The 18,234-nt window shown below is 70.3% G+C and carries 15 protein-coding genes; 3 read left to right on the forward strand and 12 right to left on the reverse strand.

The window, feature by feature from the left end:
• Nucleotides 1-33: 33 nt before the first annotated feature.
• The 5 genes from AC060L_RS33500 to AC060L_RS33520 all read right to left on the reverse strand — a co-directional run bounded on the left by AC060L_RS33500 (nucleotide 34) and on the right by AC060L_RS33520 (nucleotide 5,348).
• On the reverse strand, nucleotides 34-1,506 hold the full coding sequence (locus AC060L_RS33500) for an SCO6880 family protein (RefSeq protein WP_483802753.1): 1,473 nt from the start codon (nucleotides 1,504-1,506) through the stop codon (nucleotides 34-36).
• A gap of 144 nt (nucleotides 1,507-1,650) precedes the next feature.
• Nucleotides 1,651-3,096: an SCO6881 family protein gene (locus AC060L_RS33505; RefSeq protein WP_483802754.1), complete on the reverse strand. Its 1,446-nt coding sequence runs from the start codon at nucleotides 3,094-3,096 to the stop codon at nucleotides 1,651-1,653.
• Nucleotides 3,097-3,126: 30 nt separating this feature from the next.
• The gene (locus tag AC060L_RS33510; RefSeq protein WP_483802755.1) at nucleotides 3,127-3,822 is read right to left on the reverse strand and encodes a hypothetical protein; all 696 of its coding nucleotides are present in this window, start codon (nucleotides 3,820-3,822) and stop codon (nucleotides 3,127-3,129) included.
• Entirely contained in the window at nucleotides 3,822-4,130 is a 309-nt protein-coding gene (locus AC060L_RS33515) for a DUF6112 family protein (RefSeq protein ID WP_483802756.1), read from the reverse strand. Before AC060L_RS33515 ends, AC060L_RS33510 begins: the two co-directional genes overlap by 1 nt.
• 72 nt (nucleotides 4,131-4,202) lie before the next feature.
• Nucleotides 4,203-5,348, reverse strand: coding sequence for a C40 family peptidase (locus AC060L_RS33520; protein ID WP_483802757.1), 1,146 nt, complete (start codon nucleotides 5,346-5,348; stop codon nucleotides 4,203-4,205).
• 491 nt (nucleotides 5,349-5,839) lie between these two features.
• Between AC060L_RS33520 and AC060L_RS33525 the strand changes: the two genes are divergently transcribed.
• A complete protein-coding gene (locus AC060L_RS33525) occupies nucleotides 5,840-6,586 on the forward strand; it encodes a DNA-methyltransferase (RefSeq protein ID WP_483802758.1) in 747 nt (248 codons plus the stop codon).
• 84 nt (nucleotides 6,587-6,670) lie between these two features.
• On the opposite strand, the gene AC060L_RS33530 is transcribed toward AC060L_RS33525, so the two are convergent.
• From AC060L_RS33530 to cas3, 7 genes are all read right to left on the reverse strand, one after another.
• Nucleotides 6,671-7,615 carry a DUF5655 domain-containing protein gene (locus tag AC060L_RS33530; protein WP_483802759.1) on the reverse strand — a complete coding sequence of 315 codons (945 nt, stop codon included), beginning with the start codon at nucleotides 7,613-7,615 and terminating at the stop codon, nucleotides 6,671-6,673.
• A gap of 1,293 nt (nucleotides 7,616-8,908) precedes the next feature.
• Nucleotides 8,909-9,556: a type I-E CRISPR-associated protein Cas6/Cse3/CasE gene (locus AC060L_RS33535; protein WP_483802760.1), complete on the reverse strand. Its 648-nt coding sequence runs from the start codon at nucleotides 9,554-9,556 to the stop codon at nucleotides 8,909-8,911.
• A gap of 40 nt (nucleotides 9,557-9,596) precedes the next feature.
• A complete protein-coding gene (gene cas5e / locus AC060L_RS33540; protein WP_483802761.1) occupies nucleotides 9,597-10,340 on the reverse strand; it encodes a type I-E CRISPR-associated protein Cas5/CasD in 744 nt (247 codons plus the stop codon).
• Nucleotides 10,337-11,593 carry a type I-E CRISPR-associated protein Cas7/Cse4/CasC gene (gene cas7e, locus AC060L_RS33545; protein WP_483802762.1) on the reverse strand — a complete coding sequence of 419 codons (1,257 nt, stop codon included), beginning with the start codon at nucleotides 11,591-11,593 and terminating at the stop codon, nucleotides 10,337-10,339. Before cas7e ends, cas5e begins: the two co-directional genes overlap by 4 nt.
• 4 nt (nucleotides 11,594-11,597) lie before the next feature.
• Nucleotides 11,598-12,164 carry a type I-E CRISPR-associated protein Cse2/CasB gene (gene casB, locus AC060L_RS33550; protein ID WP_483802763.1) on the reverse strand — a complete coding sequence of 189 codons (567 nt, stop codon included), beginning with the start codon at nucleotides 12,162-12,164 and terminating at the stop codon, nucleotides 11,598-11,600.
• A complete protein-coding gene (casA, locus tag AC060L_RS33555) occupies nucleotides 12,161-13,744 on the reverse strand; it encodes a type I-E CRISPR-associated protein Cse1/CasA (RefSeq protein ID WP_483802764.1) in 1,584 nt (527 codons plus the stop codon). The genes casB and casA overlap by 4 nt, the downstream gene beginning before the upstream one ends.
• The gene (gene cas3 / locus AC060L_RS33560; RefSeq protein WP_483802765.1) at nucleotides 13,741-15,534 is read right to left on the reverse strand and encodes a CRISPR-associated helicase Cas3'; all 1,794 of its coding nucleotides are present in this window, start codon (nucleotides 15,532-15,534) and stop codon (nucleotides 13,741-13,743) included. The genes casA and cas3 overlap by 4 nt, the downstream gene beginning before the upstream one ends.
• A 287-nt stretch (nucleotides 15,535-15,821) precedes the next feature.
• On the opposite strand from cas3, the gene istA reads away from it, so the two are divergent.
• Both istA and istB read left to right on the forward strand, forming a co-directional pair.
• Nucleotides 15,822-17,297 (forward strand): IS21 family transposase, encoded by a 1,476-nt coding sequence (gene istA / locus AC060L_RS33565; RefSeq protein ID WP_483799923.1) that lies wholly within the window; start codon nucleotides 15,822-15,824, stop codon nucleotides 17,295-17,297.
• 60 nt (nucleotides 17,298-17,357) lie between these two features.
• Entirely contained in the window at nucleotides 17,358-18,131 is a 774-nt protein-coding gene (gene istB / locus AC060L_RS33570; protein WP_483799922.1) for an IS21-like element helper ATPase IstB, read from the forward strand.
• Nucleotides 18,132-18,234: the final 103 nt, after the last annotated feature.

Genomic DNA, 18,234 nt, shown 5'->3' on the forward strand with positions numbered 1-18,234 from the left:
CCCTTTCGGAGGCGGGAGAGGGATGGGCCGGCGTCAGGCCGCGAGGGCGAAGGGCAGGGCGGAGGCGGTGAAGCTCTCGGCCTGCTGCCAGGTGAGCGGGCGCAGGTCGAGCTGGGCGCCGACGGCGGCGGTCTCCATCACCGCGCACGCGGAGCGCAGTTCCTCCTCGGTGTCGGCCGAGACCGTGACCAGGCCGGTGAGGGCGACGTCGGCGTGTCCGGCGATCAGCTGGCGTTCGCGGTTCTGGATGTCCTGGTACTCCACCGAGTCCGCCTCGTTGGAGACCTGGCCCTTGCGGGCGCGCTCGGCCGAATCCGCGATCACCGACGCCTTCTTGCGCTGCACGTCGCGCATCGCGGAGTCCAGGCTCTTCGGCTCGTAGGACAGGGAGACGCTGCGGCGCACGCCGGAGGCGAAGAGCATCTGGTGCAGGAAGCCCGGATTCGTCTCCGTCCTGGGCCAGTTCTCCACCCAGTAGGTGCAGTGGTGGGCGGAGTCGGTGCTGATGTGGTCGGCTCGCTCGACCACTACCACTGGGCCGGCGGCGGCCGGATCGGCGCCAGGGCGCCCGTCCTGGGACCAGCGGTCCAGCGCGGCACGGGACTTGGGATCGTAGGCGGTGCGGGCGACGGCCGCGATCTCGGTGGCGGACAGCCAGCCGTTCGGATTGAGGCCGGCGGTGCGGGCGGACTGCTCGAACGCGCTGGTCAGCTGCGCGAGGACCGCGAAGCCGCCTATCAAGCCACCGCCGGCCTGGTTGATCAGGCGCCGGGCGGCCTTGAAGTCCAGCGCGATGGCGACGTATGCCTCGTGCGGGGCGGCCGCCGGGCCGGCGTTGCGGATCAGCTCGCCGTACAGCGCGCCCGCGAGCGGGGCGTCCGGCTTGCCGTGCTCTTCCCAGTAGCGGCGGAGTGCGTCGCCGCTGTCCGGCACGGTCCGCTCGACGACCTGGATCCGAGCGACGTGCCCGGTGCGGGCCAAGGCCGCCAGTGAGCGCCCCCAACCGGCGACATTGTCGTTCTGGGTGCCGGGGTCGAGCAGGGCGTACGCGCGGCTGCTGACCTTAACGATGGCGGTCAGAGTGCCGGCGTGCGGGTCGTGGACGGCGCCGTAGCGGCGATCCGGCGCTGTGACGACGCGCAGGCTGGCGGCGCTGCCGGGCAGGTGCAGCAGGCCCTCGCGCACCGGTCGCGTCGAGGGGCGGACGAGCCAGACCAACTGGCCCCGGAAGTGGCGAAGCGCATACCGGGTCGCGATCGGTGCCCAGTCCGCCAGGGACCGGCCCCGGTAGCGGATGAAGACGATCGCGGCGGTGGCGCCCCACAGCGGCAGGAGCTGGAGGGCGCCCACGACGCCGCGCGTGGTGAGGACGGCCAGCAGCAGAAGGCCGGTGACCGAGACGGTGATCAGCTGCGAGGCACTCAGGCCGAGCAGCACACCTCGGCGACTGCGGTGGGGGAACTTGACCGACGCAGGGGTGGCATCGGGATTCGAGGCGGAGGTCATCGGGTGATCCAGAGGGGTGAGCGTGCGGGCGGCGGGCGGGGGCGCGGCGCTCTTCTGGACTTCATGGCTGGACTCCCTCAGCGGTGGGTGGGTGGGGCCTGGGGCGGGCAGCGGGCTGCGGCCCGCCCCAGGGGTGGGGGCTGGTCAGGATCCGGACGCGGGAGGCTGGTTCGGGAAGACCCAGCGGACCGGATTCGGCGCGGCCTCACCAGCTGGCGCCGGCCCACCGACCGGCGGAGCAGGCGGTGCCGGGCTGCTCGCCCGCCCGCTCGCGGGAGGAGCGGCCAGGGGTGTGCCCGTTCCGGACGGGGCTACCTGACCGGCGGAGTGGGCACCCTGGGTGCTCGGCGCGGCCGATGCCTCCTGAGCCTCGCCTCCACCCTGCGGCCGGTCACTGCCTCCGCCGGGGGTCGGCCGGGAGATCAGAGCCGGGATTCCCGGCCGAGTCACCAGCGCCCGTCCACGGTCGCCGCCCGCACCCGGGTCCTCGCCGAACCGGAACGTCGATGGCATCTGAGGCGGTCCGGCGTCGATGCCCTCCTTGGAGATGCGCCCGGTCGGGTCGATCCCGGAGGCGACGCCATCGGCGCCTGCGCCGGGAACCTGGCTCGGGCCCTGCGGCACCGGAGCGCCGGTGCCCGCCTGCATCCCCAGGCTCGCCGCGGTCTTCGCAGCTCCTGCGGCGACCGCCACACCGGCGACGCCGGTTCGGTGCAGGTCGTCGTGACCGCCGTTGTCGGTCGCCCAGTGGACGAACTTGTAGGTCGCGTAAGGGCAGAGCAGCACCATGACCATGACGACCAGGCCGGCCATCGCGTCCGAGAGGGCCGACAGGCCGTCGTGGGCGTCCGACTTGCCCATCGCGGAGACGCCGATCAGGAACACCACCGTCATCAGCAGTTTGCTGACCACCAGCGTGGCGGTGGCCTCGGTCCAGCCGCGCCGCCAGCGCTTGGCCACCTCCCAGCCACCACCGCTGCCGGCGAAGACGGCAAGAGCGACCAGGATCAGCACACCGACCTTCCGGGCGACCATCACACCCCAGTACATGAACGCGCCGATCGCACAGCCCAGGGCGATCAGTGACGGTACGCCCCAGCCCAGGCCGTACATCGCGCCCAGCTCGTTGACCTTGATCACGCGCCGGATCGCGTCGTCCACGCTCGAGTTGGCCGCCTGAAACAGTCCGTCCGACAGGGCGTCGACCACGGTGACGGCCACCGAGGTGAAGGCGAGGGCGCAGAAGGAGAAGAGCACACCGGTCATGGTGCCGATCGCGGCCTGCGCCAGGGCGCGTTCATCGCGTCGCCAGGCGGCGAGCGTCAGCTGGATGCAGAACGTGCCGACGATGATCGCCAGACCAATCGGCAGCAGCAGTTCGTAGTCGGTGCGGAACCACGAGGCGTTGAGGTCGATGGCAGTGGTGGCGTTGACGGCCTCGGCGGCGAGGTCGGCCGCGCTGGCGGCAAGTTCACCCGCGGACTTGGCGATCCATGCGCCGATGCCGTCGGTCATGGCGCCCGCCGGATTGTTGGCGAAGTCGACCGCGGCGCACACGGGGGACATCAGCGGAAGGTCGCAGACTCCCATGAGCAAACCTCCTTTCTCGGACGGGGATCATCAGGGCGCGACAGCCGGCAGGACACCGACCAGAGCGCAGGGCAGGACCGGTCGGCACTGGACCGCCAAGGTGGTGACGCGGTCCTCCGCGCCGCCGGCGGGCGCGCCGTTCCACGCGATCGACTGCTTCCCGGAGACCGTGACGGCGTAGACGTACGCGGTGGTCAGCGCACCGGGATCCGCCTGCAGAGCCCGGGTGAACGAGTCCGGGAAGTGCGCCTCGGCGACGGTGGCGGTGGCGAACTGCCCGTTGGCCGCCATCTCCTGCCACAGCGCGGGTGAGGGGACGCCGGCGTCGACCGAGGCCGCGTCGGCGTACTTGGACTCGGTGGTCAGCCACCCGTGCAGGGCGCTCAGCAGCTCGGGCTGGGAGTAGGCGCGGGTGTCGTAGGACCACAGTGCCACGGCCGCCGCCTTCCCGAAGGCGATCGGATCGTGCATCGACGGCGGAACGGGCAGTGCGCCGTGGCCCCCTGGCAGCGGGGCCGAGGAAGGTGCGGCAGGAGAGAGGGGAAGAGCGGAGGGAGCGGCCGAACTCGACTGCGAGACACGAGGCTTGGCGGCGGTCCTGCCGTCGCGGGTGAGGTAGGCGGCCAGGCTGGCGAGGGCGACGAGCACCACTAGGACGGCGGTGCCGAGCAGTGCCCGGCGGCGTACGGGAGATGCGCCGCCAGGGTTGTGGTTTCGGGTAGGCATCAGTGGATCTGCGTCCCGAGCGTGCTGAAGAACGCGACGATCCCGTTGCAGGCGCCCAACACCAGCGCGGCAGCGGCACTGACGAGCACGCCCTTCTTGCCGTTGGCCTCGGCCTGGTGGCCGCCCGAGTGATGGCCCCAGGCCCACACACCGGCGCTGACCGCCAGCGCGCCGACCACGGCGACGATCCCGAACAGGTTGATCGAGCCCATCACCTCCTTCAGCACGCTGAGCCCCGGCAGGCCGCCCTCGTTCGGGCTGATCCCCGGGTCGTAGGCGAGCTGAACGGCCTTGTCGGCAAGGTACACAGAGAACTCCAGTTCGATTATGGGCGCGCAAAAGTGCGCCGGGAGAAGCGAGGGGGGAGGGAGAAGCGCCGGTCAGACGACTCGGCGGGCAGCGACGATCTGCGACTGCCAGGAGGCGAGCGTGTCGATGGAGACGACCGCGCCTGTGTGCGGGGCGTTGATGATCAACCCGGAACCCATGAACATGCCCACATGGCCCGGGTTCGCGGCACTGCCGTCGCTGCCCGCCGTGAAGACGAGGTCACCCGGCTGCAGGGCGTCGACCGCCACTGACTTGCCCTCCGCGACCTGGGTGAACGTGGTTCGCGTCAGTGACACCCCGGCCGCCTCGTAGGCCATCTCCATCAGCGAGGAGCAGTCGCAGCGCGCCATCGGGTCCGCACCGTGGGAGTCCGTGCAGGAGCCGCCCCACTGGTACTGGGTGCCGAGCTGACCCATGGCCCAGCGGATCGCCATCTGCACCTGCGGCGGCGCACCGGCAGGGATCGTGTACCCGGCCGGCACCGAGCCCGGCGGGATGGTATCGAAGCCCGTGCCGTCACCACCGGTCGTACAGCCGGCATCGGTACCCAGCGCCTGACTGCTCGAGGTGCCGAACCCGGACGGCGACGCGCTGGCACCAGCCTTCACCAGCAGCGGCTCGATCGCCTTCTGCAACGCGGTCGCCAACGGCTCCCACTTCGCATAGGCATCTGGCAGACCCGACTTCTGCACGGCCTGGGCCGCCTGCGTCACGGTCATCGACTGCCAACCCGGCACCTGCTGCAGCGCCGAGTAGAACGCTGTGCTCGCGTGCACCGGATCGAGGATCTCGGTCGCGGTACCCCAGCCCTGCGACGGCCGCTGCTGGAACAGCCCCAGACTGTCCCGGTCGCCGTAGGTCAGGTTCCGCAGGCCGCTCTCCTGCAGCGCGGTCGCCAGGGCCACGATCTGCCCTCGGGCCGGGATATGCATCGCCATGCCGGTCGCCTGGATCGTCCTGGCGTTGGGCACCTGCTCGGCCGGGGCATCCAGACCCGCGACGGAGACCGCGCCCGCCGAGCCGCCAGCCGGAATCGCCGTCACCTGGCCGACGACGGCAACGGAATCCACGACCTGCGCACCGCTAGCTGGGCACGAGGCCGAGGCACTCCCGGCCGAGAGAGCCAGGATCGGAACCGCCAGGAGCAGCGGACCGGACGCCATCAGCCCCACGACGGCTCCGGCGGACTTCTTCATCGCCGTCGCCAGCCAGCGAGGCGCAACGCCGTGCGGGAGCGTGGAGTTGGAGCAGGGTGCAGGCGTATCTGGGCAGGCTGCATCGCAGCGGCTCCCTGGTGTCGTAGGAGGCGCGGTGCCGACTTCTCGTCCAAAGCCGTCGGCACCGCGCTGTTGTGAATCCGCGATTCAAGGCGGGCCCGGGTCAGTGGAGTTGGTAGCTCCGGGACACCGGTCTCAGGTCTGCGCGGCAGCCAGCCGCGCTCGTAATCTCAGGTGGAACACGCAGGCTCCTCGGGAGCGTGCCGGTTTGGCCCACTGCCCGGTTGGCATGGCGAGACAGTAGACGCGAAATCCGGCCGCACCAAACGGCCCCTCCACCAGGGCCGTCGCCCACGCCGTTCATTAGGTACGGCCGGATTTCACCGCTACCGTCCCGGCCATCCCCGCTCCCGGCGGCTGCCGCAGAGCGCCACCGGGAGCGGGTCCACCCCTGCCCTGAGAGAGGCCCCATGAGCTACACGCTCCACCGAGGCGACGCCCTCACCGTCCTCAAGTCCCTGCCCGACGAGAGCGTGAACGCCGTCATCACCGACCCCCCGTACAACAGCGGCGGCAGGACCAGCTCTGAGCGCACCAGCCGCGACGCCCGCGCCAAGTACGTGACCTCCGGCTCCGCACACGACCTGCAGACCTTCCCCGGGGAGAACCGCGACCAGCGTTCCTACCGCTCGTGGCTGACCGAGCTGCTGACCGAGGCGTACCGGGCCTCCACCGAGCACTCGGTCGCGATGGTCTTCGGCGACTGGCGCCAGGAACCCACCACCAGCGACGCCCTCCAGATGGCCGGGTGGACCTGGCAGGGCACCATCCCCTGGATCAAGCCCGCCAGCCGGCCCCGCAAGGGCGGCTTCAAGCAGTCCGCGGAGTTCATCACCTGGGGCGTCAAGGGCACCCTCGACAACAGCCGGGCCATCTACCTCCCCGGCCACTTCATCGCCTCCCAGCCCCGCAAGGACCGAGTCCACATCACCCAGAAGCCGCTGGAGATCATGCAGCAACTCGTCCAGATCTGCCCCGAAGGCGGCACCGTCCTCGACCCCTTCACCGGCAGCGGCTCAACCGGCGTCGCCGCCCTACGCGAAGGCCGGCGATTCCTCGGCGTCGAGCTGAGTCCCCACTACGCCGAGGTCGCCGAACAGCGGCTGCGGGCAGAACTCACCCAGGACGACTTCGTCCTCGCCGGACCGGAGGCATGACCGCGAGAGCCACCACCAGGCCGACCGGCCGCAGACGGTTGAGGGCGGCTGGAGCACCAAGCTCCAGCCGCCCTCATCCGTCCCTCAGGACTCCTCCACCGCCCGGCCAATCAACGACGCCGCCTTCGCCACGTCCACCGACGAGGCGATCCGCACCTCCAGGTCACCGGTCCCCAGGTGCCCGATCCCGCGCACGTCCCGGGTGAACCCCGCCTCCAGCTCCACCGTGTCCGGGTCCAGCCGCAGGTACATCAGGATCGCCCGGTGCGACGGCGACGGCCGGAAGATCACGGACGCCACGTTCAACATCCGCCGGTAGGCGATGTAGTGCTTGAGCACCACCACCTCCAACTCGCCCGCCGCGGTCAGCACCTCATCCAACTCGCCGTACAACTCCCGCAGACACCCCGGCACCTCCACCAGCGGACCCTGCGCCGGCACCGCGACGGCATCCGGAACGAACGCCTCATCAGCCGGAGCAACCGCCGGCGGCTCCGACGCGGAGGCAGTGAAGCCCGGGACCGTCTCCACCAGCTGCAGGGTGAGCAACTCAGCGCCGTAGACCCGGTAGCGCACCAGGTCGATCCGGTGGTCCCGCTGGTGAAAAGAAGCAGCGGTGCGGTCGTGACGCGAGAACTCGCCCGCCACGCAGACCGCCCGTGGCCGTCGCCAGTCGATCGCCTCCGCGGCCTCGGCGCCCAAGCGTCTTCGCACCAGTGCCTCGAACTCGTGGCGATGCGCGGTCAGCCACGCAAGATAGGACGTCGCCTGCGTGATCACCCCGGCGTCACGACCGCGCTTGAACTCCACGACCACCGGCACGGTGTTCTCGTCCAGGCCCAAGGTGTCGATCCGTCCCTGGTGCCACGGCCCGGTCGGGTACTCCGACGCCAGGAAGCGCACCCCCAGCATCTCCTCCAGCGATGCCTCGACCCGCCGCTGCAGCTCTCGCTCCCTCGCGACCGTCGAACCACGCAGCTCGACATCACGGCCGTCGCCACCCAGCCGGAACACCTTCAGGTCGGTCACCTGCGCCCCCTTCGCACGATCGTACGGAGAGGCCAATCAAGAAGAGGAGTGAGGTATTCCTCTCCGGGAGCGTGTTGCATGAAGCGGAGTCACGAGACAGCGGCTGCCGATCACCAGTCGCCTCCGTGGGCCGAGTGGGTGAGGGTGCACTCGGAATAGCGAATGACTTGGCCCACTCGCGCCGGGCGGCAGAGGCAGGTCGGTGAGTTGCGTCCAGGGAAGTGGTCGTACGGGCTCCACCCGATCCGGGGGTCTTCGTCCCAGTAGCGGGTGTCGCCTGAAAACGTAAGACGGCCACCGGTTGATCCTTCGGCTTGTTGAGGTCACGACGGAGAGATCAACACGATGGCCTCTGCTCCCTCATCGCCCGCGGCCTGGGCGGGGTCCAACCCCGTCGTCTCCGACGCCTCGGCGCGCGGGGAGGAGGGCAGCGTCTACACGCAGGTGTCGGGCTGCACCGGAGCAGCCCCGAGCGCGCGGGGAGAAGGCGAGTTCACCCACGATGACCCAGAAGACGTCCGGAGCAGCCCCGAGCGCGCGGGGAGAAGCACGTGGCAGTGACCACCCACGCGGCCGTTGCCGGAGCAGCCCCGAGCGCGCGGGGAGGAGGAGCCGTTCATTTTCACAGATGAGCAAGCGGCCGGAGCAGCCCCGAGCGCGCGGGGAGAAGGTGTGTGCCCGGGTGAGTTCCACCCCGTAGTGCGGAGCAGCCCCGAGCGCGCGGGGAGAAGTGCTGCTGGTATGTGGCAGCAGTGACGGCCTGCGGAGCAGCCCCGAGTGTGCGGGGAGAAGACCGAACACTAGGTCCACAGCGCCCGGGGCCTCGGAGCAGCCCCGAGCGCGCGGGGAGAAGCGAAGTCGGGTGTCGTAGATGTCCTCGATGACCGGAGCAGCCCCGAGCGTGCGGGGAGGAGCGCCTCCTCGCGCTGAACGAGGCCTCGAAGGTCGGAGCAGCCCCGAGCGTGCGGGGAGGAGCTGCACCTGTGCCAGCGCACCCAGCTCGATCCCGGAGCAGCCCCGAGCGTGCGGGGAGGAGCACCTCATAGGCAGCATCTACATGCTGACCTTCGGAGCAGCCCCGAGCGTGTGGGGAGGAGCACTCGTCGCTCTTGCCGCGCAGGTGGAGGTCCGGAGCAGCCCCGAGCGTGCGGGGAGGAGATCTCGGCACCGCGCAGGTCGTTCCCGAGCACCGGAGCAGCCCCGAGCGTGCGGGGAGGAGGCTTCGCCACCTGCGGTGACGCGGGGGCTTTTCTGGTTCTTTGCTGTTGTCAAGGAGCGTTGAGGTTGGGCGACTTACAGGGTGGCGGCGATGGTGAGGAGTCCGGCGCCGAAGGCTTTGCCGCGGCCGATGCCGGTGAGCATCGCGGTGCGCAGGGCGTCGGGGTCGGTGATGGTGGCGGTGCCGTCGTAGCGGGTGAGGACGAGGCGGAAGCCGGGTTTGTGGTCGCGGTTGCCGGTGACGGTCGGGAGTTGCAGGGTTGTGCTGGTTTCGAGGGCGAGGCCGGTGTCGGGGGCGCGGAGGGTCCACCAGCGGTTGACCTCTTCGCCCTTGCAGGGGATGCGGTTGGCCAGGGGGAGGCCGGTGATCTCGTCGAGGGCGAAGCGGACGGAGTTGGCGGTGAGGCGGTAGCGGACCTTCTGGCCGGCGGTGAGGCGGTCGAGGTGCTTGTCGAGGGGGAGGGTGCGGGCGTTGCCGTAGTGGGTGGGGAGGGTGGTCAGGTCGGGCTTGTCGGTGGACTGGAGGAGCAGGCGCAGGCCGTTGTTGAAGGTGTCGAGGCGCCACAGGGGGCGGGCGCCGGCCGTGGTGGGGGTGGTGTCGCCTTCGGCGCCGGTGAGGCGTGTGGTGCGGTGGTGGAAGCCGTAGCCACCGCGGGCGAGGTCGGCTTGGACCTCGCGTGAGCGGGTGTTGAGGCGGATCTCGGTGAGGTAGGCGCTGGTCATGGTCTTCTTTCGCAACCCCGTTCGGGCGGGGAGTCGGGTGTCAGATGGTCTTGGCGTAGCGGTAGTTGTGGAGCCTCTCGTAGCGCTCCGGCGGCTTGTCGCTGACGCAGAGGGTGCTGGACAGGGTGAGGGTGGTGCGGGCCAGGGTGCGCTGGGTGAAGCGCCGTTGGCCTTGGGGGTTGTCGTTGAGGGTGTGGGTCGCGGTGGGGTCGTTCGGGGCGACGGTGGTGATCACGTCGACGGTGACGGTGTCCCGCTTGTAGGGGGCCGGGCGGTCGAGCGGTGCGGTGGTGAAGGCGTCGGCGACGCTGCCGGTACGCAGGCCAAGGTTGTACGGCGCTGCGGGCGGGCAGGCGCGCCGGCCCAGGTAGGGGATGTACACCGGGTGGTCGATGGCGTGGGAGAGCTTCTCCAGCAGGTTGGTTGGTCCGGTGAGGGCGACGGTGAACGCCGCGTCGGCGAGGTAGGCGCGCTGGGTGAGAGTCGCACCTCGGCGCCTGGTGCCGTCAGCGGATGGGATGACCTGGGAGAGGGACTGGCCGCCGATGGTGTGGAAGTCCTCCATCGGGCTGCCGGGGCGGTCGATGCGGACGGCGAGGTCGAGGACTGCGAGTTCGCCAGGTCCGGAGCCGCGGGGTAGTCCGAGCGTGCAGCCGAGGAAGCCGAGGACGCCCGAGCGGGTGGGGTGGTCGATGCTGTCGCGATAGTCGGTGAACCCGGCGCGGACGCCCCAGGACTGGATGGCGCCGGCCAGCCGCAGGACCAGGACGTGGTCGGTGCTCACTGCTGGGGTCCGAACGCGGCGTCGAGGACGGCGGCGGTGGCCAGGTCGTAGCTGTCGACGGCCTTGCCGAGGCCGGGCAGGGAGCCGGTGCCGGTGTGGGCGTGGACGCCGTGGACCAGACCGCGACCGGCGGTCAGGCGGTGGATGGTGGCGGCGTACTCGGAGAGGCGCTCGATGGAGGGGGTGGCGTGGCCGGTGTGGCCGCCGCGGACCGGCTTGTCGAACGCGGTGGAGAAGTTGACGGGGCGGTCGCTGCGGGCGGCGAGGTGGACGAGGTCGGGCAGGGTCCACGCGGCGGAGTTGGTCTGGCCCGAGGTGGGCAGGGTGTTGACGAACCCGTCGATGTACGCCTTGCACAGGCGCCGGGCGAGGTCGATGTCGCCGTCGACGCCGGCAAGGAGCGCGTGCAGGCCGATGGTGGAGAACCGGTAGAAGGTGCCGGCGGTCTGCTGGCTGTCGCCCATCTGCCCGACGTCGGGCACGCCCGGGGTGGTGGCGGCGTAGTCGTCGACGGCGACGAAGAAGTCGACCTCGATGACGGCCTCGTGGGTGGTGAACGCTGAGGAGACCTGGACGCAGGCGTCGCGTTCGGCGCCGTCGACCTCCATGAGGGTGCGGCCGAGCAGCGCGATGGAGCCGCTCGCCTCGGCGAGCCAGCCCTTCATCACGGCGGGGTCCGCGATCGTGGAGGGCTCGTCCTTCTTGGCCTTGCCCTTGCCCTTGGCCTTGGGCTTCGCCGTAGCGGAGCCGGCCTCCTTCAGGGCGCTCTCGTAGGCAGTGCGGTGTCCCGCGGCGACGGCGGCCAGACGGCCGGCGGTGCTGGCGGGGGTGTAGATGAGGGCGGCGGTGGCCAGCGGGTCCTTGCTCTTCTCGCCCTCGGCGACCTCGCTGTCGCTGCCGACCTTCATGCCACCGGAGGCGGCGGCGAAGACGTCCAGGGCGGCGAACGTGGCCAGGGCGATGTCCTCCTCACTCCACTTCTCGGTCTCGGCCGTGCCCCAGTGCTCGCTCAGCAGGGTGTCGCGGATCTCGTGGACGAGACGGCGGGTGCGCACGGCGGCCTCTTTGGGGATCGCCTTCTCGATGTGCAGGCGCACCGGGCGCTTGACGGCCTGGGGGCTGAGCCTGGCGCGGGTGACGCCGCCGATCACCACGGACTTTGGGTTGCCGTCGCCGTCGCGGTTCAGGCCGGACAGCGGCAGGGTCTGGATGACGTGCAGGTCCAGGAAGGTGGCGGGGATGGTGGTCGTCATGGCGTCACTCACTGTCGCTGGTGGTGGAGTTGGTGCTGGGAAGGGGGGAGGTGATGCGGTAGTAGTCCTGGTGCCACCGAGAGCAGGTCCGCGGGCCGGTGAAGTACCAGGCGTCGAGCTCGCCCAGCAGGCGCGCCCAGTCCAGGGGGATGCCGGCGGCATCGGTCAGGCGTACGGCACCGCGCAGGTGGGTGTAGGGGCCGGCGGTGGTGTGGCGGGCCACGCGCCGCAGGGAGAGTTCGGTCGTGGTGGGCGAGACTCGTCGGGACGCACGGCCGAGGGCGGTACCCAGGCTGGTGCCCGATCCGATCCCCGAGCAGCTGGCCGTGGTCATGAGAGCGGCGACGGTGTAGAAGGCACGCTGACGCTGCTCGTGCATGTCATCGCTCAACCACGCGGCGACGTACCGGTTGATGTCGCCTTCCGGCACGCCCTTCCACGGGCGAAGACCGGTGCCCAGGATGCGACTGGCCGCGTTGTCCTGGACCAGGAGGGTGGCGATGTGGCTCACGAACCGTGTCGTTCTGCCCCCGTCCTTGGTCGGTGCATCAGTCGTGGTGGTGTCGGTCACGAGTCGGACTCCTTTCGGGGCAGGGGCAGCAGGGCGCGGGCCTTGGCGACGCGGCGGGCCGAGGAGGGGCTGCGTGCGAGGCCGGCGGTGAGGCGGTCGAAGGCGTCCAGGGCAGCCGCGCGCATCTGCGGCCGCGCGGTTGCCAACTGTTCTGTCCTGTAGAGCTGCCAGAACACGGTGTCGGCCTGCGGCCAGTAGTGGACGGCGATGCGGGCGTTGCGGTTCGCCGTGTCCGTCCTGTCCTTCGGCCTGTCGCCGAACGCCGTGCTCAGAGCCAGGCCGAGCCTCCACGCGGCCGTGTCGGCCTCCTGGACGGCGTCCTCGACGAGTTCGGCGCCTTCCGGGTCGAGTTGGGCGCTGTGCGCGAGCAGCGGCGGGGTGGTGGTGGTCCACCACTGGCTGTCCTTGTTCTGTGCCCGGTCCTGCTGGGCACCGACAGCCCTGATGCGCAGGGTGGCCCGGAACCGGTCGGGCACGGTGACGCAGGCGGCCACGACGAGCGGTTGGGTGGGGGCGTTACGACGGGTTTTGGGGCTGCTGGCGGGGTCGTGCAGCAGGACGTCGAGGTCGCGGAACAGGTGTCGGCCCCCGTTGGCCTCGTCCGGGGACGTCGGCTTCTGGGTCTTCGACGATCGGCGGTAGGACAGGAGAGGGTCGCAAAACGCCTCGACGACCTCCGCCTTCTCCTGGCCGGGCTGCTTGCGGAGGTTGCGGGCGCCCCAGGTGATGGTGCAGTCGGTGGCCAGGCGGCCATCGGGGCTGGCGGTGAGCAGGATGGCGTGGCGCATCCGGCCGGCCAGCAGCGAGACGGGGCCGCTCGGATCGGGTGCCGGCCGAGTGGGGTCCGTCCGCTCCTCCCGTTCCCACACCGCGTGGTCCGGGCCGGTCGCACGGGCCCGGAATGCCTCGGGGAAGGTCAGGTGAGCGAGGAGGGTGGTGTGCAGGTTGTCGCCGATCGGGTGGTAGCTGAGGGTGCCGCGCAGAGGCGCGGCCTGGCAGCCGTACTGGTTGTTCACGCCGCCGTGATTGCGCGTGGTCACCGTCCCGCCCGCACCGTAGTAAGCCCACATCAGCAGCTGGAGCGCTGCCTCGTCGGAGGGCAGCGGCTGCTGGGAGTGATCACCGTGCTTGCCGGCGAACCACGGCCGGGCGCTGCCGGAGGCGCCGCCGATCACCAGCTTGTTGATGCCGGAGGTGTCCTTGCACTCCGCGGTCAGCCGCGGATCCTGCAGAAACGGGTACACGCAGTGGTAGAGGTCGAAGCGGTCGTGGCGATCGGCGAAGTAGCGCTTCACGGCATCGGGGTCGAACGCCGCGCCGAACTGCCGGTTGCGCCGCCGGTACCAGCCCTCGGCTCCCTCGCCGGCCGGAAGATCGTCCAGAGCGGTGACGCGCGAGCAGATGGCGGCCAGGACCCGATAGAGGGCGCCGTACGCGGCCGGGTACGGCAGCGAGAGGTCGGCGATCAGCGAGGCGTCGAGGAACACCTGCTGAAGGCCGATCCGCCGCATGGTGCCGTCAAGGTACAGGCAGTCGATCCACGGCTCGTGAGCCAGATCGAAGACGGGTACAGCGCTCACGCACGCTCCTCGGCAACGGAAGCCTGGACAACCAGGCCACGACGACAGTCGTAGGACACTGTCCACTCACCCACTGACAACTCGCCTTCACCAAAAGGATGTTCGATAATCACAACTCTCCCGAGGCGCCGCTCGCCGTGCCAGGCGGGAAGCCGCTCGCCCAGATCCGGAAGTGTCTTCTGCCAGCGCTCGCGCCGCACGGAGAGCAGCCGCTCGCGGATCGGACGCAGGTCGGCGTGCCGGCCCTCCGGCAGCGGCAGGCTCCCGTCCGGCTCCAGGGCGAGCAGGCCGTCGTAGCGGACCCACACCGGTAGGACGGTGACGCTGTCCAGGTTGTAGCGGGTCGCGGCGTCGACGTCCGTCGTCGGCAGATTGGTCATGTCGAACAGGTCCACGAGGTCCCGCGGGTGGGGGATCATCACAGGTAGTGCCGCGTTCTCCATCGTCCGCTCACCGGCGAGATGGGCACGGACATCCCGGTCCTCGGTGTCCACGTCCCAGCCGGCGCACACCGCGTCCACCAGCTTCTGCACATCTCCCGGGACCGAGACCGGCCCGTGCGCGGCCAGCAGCTCCCGGCTGGAACGCACCAGCGCCAGTGCGTAGATCGTGTTCCAGCGACCGTCGTCCGCCTCACCGTTCGCCAAGCGCGGCACCAGAACCGAAACCGGCACCCGAACCCCGTCCCCGACCTCGTGGCGCAGACCCCGCCCAGCTCGCTGAATGATCTGCGCGATCGGCGCCAGATCGCTCACCACATGATCCAGACTCAAGTCCAAGGACTGCTCGCACACCTGAGTCGTAACCAGGACCGCGCGACCCGGCCGCTTCGCTCGATCCTTGCCGAATGCCTCCTCGACGCTGGCTGTCCGCCCGCGCCGGTCGCGCACCCGGTAGCGCGCGTGGATCAGGAAGACCTCCACGCCCGCGTCGAGGATCGCGTCGAGCGCAGCGACAGTGTGCTGCGCGGACGCCACCGTGTTGCATACCGTCAGGACGCAGAAGTCCCCAGACTGGGCTTCCAGCAGCCCGCGCACGAAGGCGGCGCGGGCCTGGTCGGCTGCCGGCACCGCGCCATGCTCGGCCGGTCGGCGCGAACCGGGCAGGTCGACCAGCTCGACGTCCAGAATCCGAGGCCGACCCGTCAGGACCTGACCCGGCACCGTCGGCCTACCCGTCGTCCCGTCCACGTAGAGCCAACCCGGATACACCGGCTCAAGATCCGGGACCGCGGCCTCCGGCGCCGAGCCCGACAGGTAGGCCGCAGCCAACGACCGCGCCACCGCCGCCGGCACCGTCGCCGACATCAGCACCACCGGCACCCCCATCGCACCCCACCATGCCAGGGCCCGCCGCAGCAGCGACTGCATGTAGGGGTCATACGCGTGACACTCGTCGACCAGCAGCACCTTGCGCGTCAACCCGCCCAGCCGCAGCGCGTTGTGCCGAACCCGCAGCACCGCGGTCAGCACCTGGTCGATCGTCGAGACGCTCACCCCCGCCAGCACCGCCCGGCCCGGACCGTCCAACCACGCCGACGCCGCCGTCTCCACCTCACCGTCGTGCGTGAGCACCCGCGACGCCGAACGGCTCCAACCAGCCTGACTATGTGCCAAAGTCACCGGCGACGAAGCAGCCAGCGCCCTCCCAGCCCACTCCTCCACCCGCCGATGAGCAGCATCCGTCGTCGCCATCGTCGGCAGCGCCACATGAACCCCGCAGCCCGGACCACCCATCCACCGCGCCGCCCACAGACCCGCCTCGGTCTTCCCACTCCCGGTCTCCGACATGATGATCAACAGACCTGGACCGCCCGGCACCGCACACCCAGGCAAGCCTTCAAGCAACGACGCCTGAAGCGAGTTCGGCTCTGTCGGCGGCCGTGGCAAAGTCCAGGTGTGTGGCCAGCCGGGTCCAGGCTGATGGCCACCGGAATTCCAGGTGGATGGCCGTCTGACCTGTGGTGTTCCTGATCGCTTCCTTATCGAAGGAGACCCCTCCGTCCGGTTTGCTGGTGTTTGCGAAGCATCAGCGAACCGGTCGGAGAGGTCCTGTGACGAAGTCTGACAGAGAGATCATGGAAATCCTTGAGGCGTACGACCTGACCGGGACGGTCTGGTCGGCGGCGAGCTTGGCGGGGCACGACCCGAAGACGGTCAAGCGGTATGTCGAGGCCCGCGACGGCGGGCGCAATCCTTATGAGCGAGAGCCGCGGCCGAAGATGATCGACGCGTTCCTGGAGAAGGTCGAGGAGTGGGTCGAGCAGTCGAAGGCGACGATCCGCGCCGATGTGGTCCACGAGAAGCTCGTGAAGATGGGCTACCGGGGAAGTGCGCGCTCGACGAGGCGGGCGGTGAACGCGGCGAAGACCGCGTGGAAGACGGGCAAGCGCCGGACGTACCGACCCTGGATTCCCGAGCCGGGCCGGTGGCTGCAGTTCGACTGGGGCGAGGGGCCGCGGATCGGCGGCCGGCGGACCTGGCTGTTCTGCGCGTGGCTGTCCTGGTCGCGGTTCCGGGTCGTGATCCCGGTCTGGGACTGCACGTTGGGCACGCTGGTGGCCTGCCTGGACACCGCGTTGCGGCGGATTGGCGGGGCGCCGACGTATGTACTGACGGACAACGCGAAGACGGTCACCGTCGAGCACATCGCCGGGATCCCGGTACGTCATCCACAGATGGTCGCCGCGGGTCGGCATTACGGCTGCCAGGTGGTCAGTTGCGTGCCCTACGACCCCGAGTCGAAGGGCGGCGCGGAGGCCACGGTCCGTATCGCGAAGGCCGACCTGGTGCCCACGGATGCGAACCTGTTGCCCGCCTACGACTCCTTCGCCGAGCTCACCGATGCCTGCCGCACCTGGTGCGAGCAGGTGAACTCCCGTCGTCACCGGGCGACCGGGCAGATACCCGCGAGCCGCCTGGACGTGGAGCGCACCACCCTGCACGTCCTGCCCATCGAGCCGCTCGCGCTCGCGCTGGGCGAGGAGAGGCTGGTCGGCTCGGACCGCACGATCAGCTTCAACTCGGTGCGCTACTCGACCCCGCCGGGCTATACCGGCGCGAGGGTGTGGTGCCGGGTCGTCGGCGAGGAACTCTCCATCACCGCCCGCACCGAATCCGGGGACCTGTCGGAGATCTGGCGCCACCAGCTGTCCACCCCGGGTGTTCCGCAGATCATCGACGCGCACTATCCCGACCACCCGGACGGCCGCAGCGTTCACCAGCCGCGGCTGCGGCCGCGCTCGGAGGCGGAGATCGCGTTCGTGGGCATCGGGCCCGGGGCCGGGCGCTGGCTCAAGGAGGCCGGACCCGCCGGCGCGATCCGCATCCGCGCCAAGATGGCCCGCGCGGTCGAGCTGGCCACTGTCCTGGGCAACGACAAAGTCGACCAGGCCCTCGGTCTGGCGGCCACGGCCGGGCGCTTCGCCGACGACGACCTGCTCTCGATCCTGGGACACATCGCGGACAGCAAGCCCGCCGGCGAGGTCGTGCGCGCGGACGAGGCCCACTCCGTCCAGAACGGAACCATCGGCTGGCAGGCCCTGGGCCGCTGAGCCAACACGCCGCCCACCACAGCATTCTGACTGCACGTCACCCAAGAGAACGGCACCCCCATGAGCTTTCCCAGCCCGCCCGCCATCCCCGAGGAACTCGACAAACTCATGCGCCGCATGCGCCTGCCCTACATGCGCAAAGCGGCCCCGGACGTCCTGGCCACCGCCCGAGCCCAGCGTTGGGACCCCGCCGAGGTCCTGCGGCTGCTGATAGCCGAGGAGGTCACCGGCCGCGACGCGGCCACCCGGCGCCTTCGCCGCCACTCGGCGAACTTCCCCACCGGCAAAACCCTGGGCTCCTGGCGGGCCGAGGACTCCACCATCCCCGAACCCACCCAGAACTCCCTGATCACCCTGGAGTGGATCGGCCGCGCCGAGAATTTGGTGATCGCCGGCCCGTCGGGGACGGGCAAGAGCCACTTCACCGAGGGCCTGGCCCAGGCCGCGATCGAGAAGGACCTGCGGGTGTCCTGGTTCACCCTGGAGACGCTGAGCGCCGCGATCGGGAAGTCGAAGGTCGACGGGTCCACCGCCCGGACCGTCGCCCGGATCTGCCGCGCGGACCTCATCGTCATCGACGACATCGGCCTGCTGCCGGTCGGCGAGGACGCCGCCGAGGCGTTCTACCGGATCATCGACGCTGCCTACGAACGCCGGTCCATCGCGGTGACCAGCAACATTCACCCCTCAGGCTTCGACACGATCATGCCCAAGACTCTCGCCGGCGCCAGCACCGACCGCCTCATGCACCACGCTCACCTCGTGACCACCACTGGCGACTCACACCGCCTCGCCGAGGCCCTCGCCGGGAAGGGAGTGGTCCCCTTGAACTGACCCCCACCCCAGGAACACCACTGGCCACCCACCTGGGCATCTGATGGCCACCAGCCTGGACACCCAACGGCCACCCACCTGGGCATCTCAATGGCCGTTGACA

This window comes from Kitasatospora sp. NEAU-69 (assembly GCF_057158765.1).